We start from the raw sequence: 4,572 nt of genomic DNA, 5'->3' as shown, positions 1-4,572 counted from the left end.
GACAGGAGGAGCGCGTTTAGCTGATTGTCGTCAGCGAAAGCGCTCCAGACAAAGCCAGATACCAGTATTCTCTCGTGCGACGTCACGCCAAGATGAGCGGCCACTATGTCAGGGAGTACGGTGAGCTACGACTTCAACGAGGAAGAAATCTCGCGCATCGCGGAAATCCTCGATCTCAAATATTCTGAAATGACTACAGAGTTTCTTCTCTTTGACAGCTCGGACGCCAGCCGGATTCGGCGGCGCGACGTAGCAATTCCGGTCGCCTCTGCCGCAGCGATGGTGAAAGCGCTAGAGCGCGGAGCGGAGAGAATGGAGGAGTACGAGGGATGGGTAGATCCAGAAAACGGGTTTGCTGAATTCGAGGTCCGAATGCAGGCGCTCGGCCCAATGACGCGCACCCTTGAGAAGTTCACGTTTGAAATTCGACCCTGTCCCCATGACCATCAAAAATCACCTCCATATGAAGTGATCGGAGACATGCTTCACCCAATTATGCGAGTCACTTCCCCGGAAGACTCTACGTGTATCGAGATCTCTCGAAACTCGCCCTTGTCGCCCCCTCTACTCCCCTTCAAGCTGGATGCTAGGAACAGTCGCACAACTTCCACCCTAAAAGTCTTCTCCGTAAGGGGAGTGGAGAAGTCCGAACTGGAGCATCGGGCTACAGCACTAGCCAATTCGTTCCTTTTCGAGCTCAACGCGCGCAACAGAACAGCATACACCTTGCGCCCTAGGCAACAGGCGCACGCTCGGCGGCGCTACGCTTCGGACTTCAGCCACTCCGTGAGGTTCCCGAAAACGCTCGTACCTAAGCATGTAGCGGCGCTCTTCTCCATCCCTAGCGAAGGCATGCGCAATAGCCACACTTCATCTTTTCTTTCCTATTACCAGATCCTCGAATACTACCTTCCTACCGTACACCGCAGGGAAACGGTGAGGAAGGTACGGAAGGTGCTCAGGTCTCTAGAATTCGACGAAGGGAAAGATTTATCAATCCTTAAGGTGGTGAGTTCTGTAGAACGCGCTCATGGCGCGAGCGAGGGTGACCAGCTGCGCGCTCTCGTTAATGAATGCGTACCCGAAGATAAGCTTCGGGAATTCTTTGATCTTGACCATGATGGCCATTTTGGTAAGCGTGGACCGATATCAGGAGTGACACCCATTCATCCAGCAAGTGGCGAATCTATTGCTTCACAAGTGGCCAAGCGAGTCTATGGAGTGAGGAATAGAATCGTGCACGCGAAGGACGATGCCCGCTACGCAGAGACAAGCGTTCTCCTGCCCATGAGTCACGAAGCCTTGCGACTTTATCCAGATATCGAGCTGCTGCGAATGTTGGCCATCGAGGTCATCGTGGATAACCAATAGACATCGCCGTATGAGCTCCACCCCCGACTTCGGTCAGCGGTTTCTGGACACTCAGACATCACCGAGGCTCTGTCCCCGGCGGCCGGGGGACTGCCAACCAGCTCCCCGCCGAGCAGGGATGATGTCCGTAGACTTGGCCGACCAATGCTGGCACGCTACCTGCCCTCCTAGACTGACGCGTCACACCGAGCCTCAGGGGCGCCGATGACCGTTCATAAGCAACCTTCCCTACTCGTGAGACCGAGTCGGAGTTTCGTCATCGGATGCCTCGTGGCTGGCACCGTCCTAGCAGGCCAATCCGCCGCGATCATCGCTCAGCATGAGCAGATATCTGAGCTCCAGTCACGAGCAGCTATCGCTGGCCCACCTGGTCCTACCGGCCCGAAGGGACTTCCCGGACCGCGCGGGGAAACAGGACTTCCCGGACCCCGGGGTAAGACTGGCCCTCCCGGGAAGGACGGCGAGACTGGGAGCAACCAGCGACCCGACGCCCCCAGTACAGACATCAGCACCGACAAGGCAGAGTCACTGACGCAGACGGCAGCCGGCGCCTACTGCACCCGACTCTCACAAGAGGCATGGCCCCACTCCTCAAGTGGAGATCCGTCCATGGACGAGCTGACGAACTCATACACGCTGGTCCAGCGCGAGAAGGCGTTCGAACAGTGCATGAGCGACGAGGGCTGGCCGCAGCGGTAACCGCAGTGAGTGTCTAACTGCGTGACAACGCCCACGGACACGCACGGACGAACCCGAACGCCTGCGGACCATCAGCGCAGGTGAGAAGGCAGCCAGCCCAAGGCGGCGCCCCTGCCCAAGCTGCTTCGGGACGAAGAGGTCATGGGTTCAAATCCCGCCACCCCGACGCCGACCAGAGGCCCATTCGATTGATCGCGAATGGGCCTCAGTCGTACCCGAGGGCCAACAGGGGGCTTCCACGTCGCTGAAGAAGTTGCTGCGGAAATGCATAAGGGCGGACAGACGGACGATGGAGTGCAGCTCGTGCCCGATACTCGCAATGTTCCGCCCATTGCTGACTACCGGAAGCCGGCTAGATAACCGGTGATACTTAGACTGAATTCCTGTAGGTCCATACTGGGGCGTTCATGATGCCCCTCATCAAAAACACGCGAGAGCCAAGCGCTCTTATTTGCGGAAGGCACCTCCCTTACCCAGCGCTCAAGTTCGCCCACGGGTACCAGGAAGACGCCCAGATTAGCAAAATAGGACAGCAGACGTGCAGCAGCGTTATATGGTTCTCCGCTCAGCCCAGCCAGACCGGCAGTCTTCAAAATCTTCCAGCCATTGGCCGTCTTCAGGACTTTAATGATTTCATCGATCGACGCTTGACTGAGCGTGGTCGCACCTCGCGGGTTCCCGATTGCCGCGTTGATATCTTTCTTAATTTCGCTCGCTGGCCTTGTAATGACAGAAGAAGAGACGTGGTGTTGGAGCGTCATTACGTCGTCGCGAACTTCTTGCCAACAGCCACCGAGAAGATCCAAGGCTTGCTTGATCTTTGTCGTGTCGTTGAGCAGGTCGAAGTCAGCGACGATCGCGGTCGGGATCCCACAGATTCGCAATTTATGGGCAGCGTCGGCGAGTCGCGCCTTACCATTTACGTGCAGAAATGTAATGTTGTCGTGCCGGCTCGATTTTCGAACTGTCTCAATGGTGGCTGCGTAAAAGTGACAGTCGCCCTCCGCCTCGCACAGTATGACACCGTCATGAAATAGGCCAGAGACGATATTAGAGTACCTCAATAGAGGCGTGTCCAGGATTTCAGTAACGGCCTCGGCGGTCAAAGTTCGAGCCGCAATGGCAGCGTTTGTGCGTGAGATTCTCACCAATGCCACCGACTTGGGGGAGGATTTTCGATTTAGCGCATTCCCTTCCAGGACACCACTCAAAAAGTCGGCACTGTGCGTGGCAACGAATACTTGACAGGGCGAGGGAGTATGCAAGGCAAGATATCTGCCAAGCAAGCGTGCTTGAGGAGGATGCAGAAAGGCTTCCGGCTCATCGATTACGATCACTGGCGCCGGCCGTACGAGAGTATGCAAAAGTATATTAGTGAAAGCGCGCACCCCGTCCCCCTGCTCAGTCAGATACGGCAGCGCATCGTATGCATCCCGTAGCGTCGGGGAAGGCGGGGGTGGCGTGTCTTCCATTCCGGTAGACCCGATTTGTAGTCGAATTTGAGGGATGTAGCGATTGATTGCAATCGGCTGACCGAAGGCTTTCTCGAATAGTTCGGAGAATCGATCGTGAACTTCCTTTGACTCCCAAAGGCGTTGTGAGGGGTGGTTTGGTGGGCGCGTCTGGTCCCAGAAGTGCGAATCGGTCTGATTCTGTAGGCGTTGATCAGTCCACTGATCATTTACCAGCAAATAGGAGATCGGATTAAGCCGGGAAGAGTTCCATGCTGAAAGAAATCTTTCTATGTCCAGCCCAACTTCATCATGGTTCAAGCGCCCACTGAGGACAGTGAGCCCGGAAGGGCGATGAAACCTTGCCTCATGACCTCGTTCATGCAGCCAGGATATTAGCTCTTCACTTGTTCCATCCTGGATAATTTCCAGGCTCCGGACCCAATGCCTTCCCTGCCCATCACCATCGGGATGATGGTGCAGTGCGTTGACTAGCTCGCGCAACAGAACAGACTTGCCGCTATTATTCGGTCCGGTGAAAACGGTCATTCCATCAGGTGGAGGCTCTACGACCGTCCCATCGTTCAGTGTCAGATTGGATAGTCCAAAGGAAACCGCCACGAGTACCCCTTGCTTTTCAGGGGCTCAGATCGGCCCCTTCGCTTCCGTTAATACAACCTCATGCGACGGTTGGTTGCTGACCTTTCGGATATTTCGCTCGTCTAGTGCGGTGAGGCTTCCCCACGCCCCCGTTTCGGCTGCCGGTTCGAAGCGGTAACCAAGCCGGGGGCCCGGAGGGTGGCGGGCGCCTGCCGCCGGCAGTCGGAGGCAGCCGAAGCGTACTAGTGAGGATTATGGGTGATTCCCACGCGTAGGTGTTGATCTCACCGACGGAAGACGACCTTGAGACATTGGCCTGACGTTGGGGTGTGAGCACGAAACTTTAGTCCGGCGGAGACCACGTTCTCGCTGCGGTCGGCCCTTGCCCCCCAGTCCGGGCGTCGGGGCGGGGGCGCCGGTCCCGTGCGGGCGGGCCGGCCGCCATTGTCAA

The 4,572-nt window shown here is 56.8% G+C and carries 2 protein-coding genes; one reads left to right on the top strand and one right to left on the bottom strand.

The features are described from left to right. Positions 1-120: 120 nt before the first annotated feature. Complete coding sequence (locus ACWF94_RS34180) at positions 121-1,371, top strand: hypothetical protein (RefSeq protein ID WP_453497640.1); 1,251 nt, start codon at positions 121-123, stop codon at positions 1,369-1,371. A gap of 1,037 nt (positions 1,372-2,408) precedes the next feature. Here ACWF94_RS34180 and ACWF94_RS34175 read toward each other — a convergent pair. After that, on the bottom strand, positions 2,409-4,070 hold the full coding sequence (locus ACWF94_RS34175; protein ID WP_453497637.1) for an ATP-dependent nuclease: 1,662 nt from the start codon (positions 4,068-4,070) through the stop codon (positions 2,409-2,411). Positions 4,071-4,572: the final 502 nt, after the last annotated feature.

It is taken from the genome of Streptomyces sp. NPDC055078 (assembly GCF_053607985.1).
Note: the sequence above shows the minus strand (reverse complement) of the source record. Positions and strands in the feature narration are given on the sequence as shown.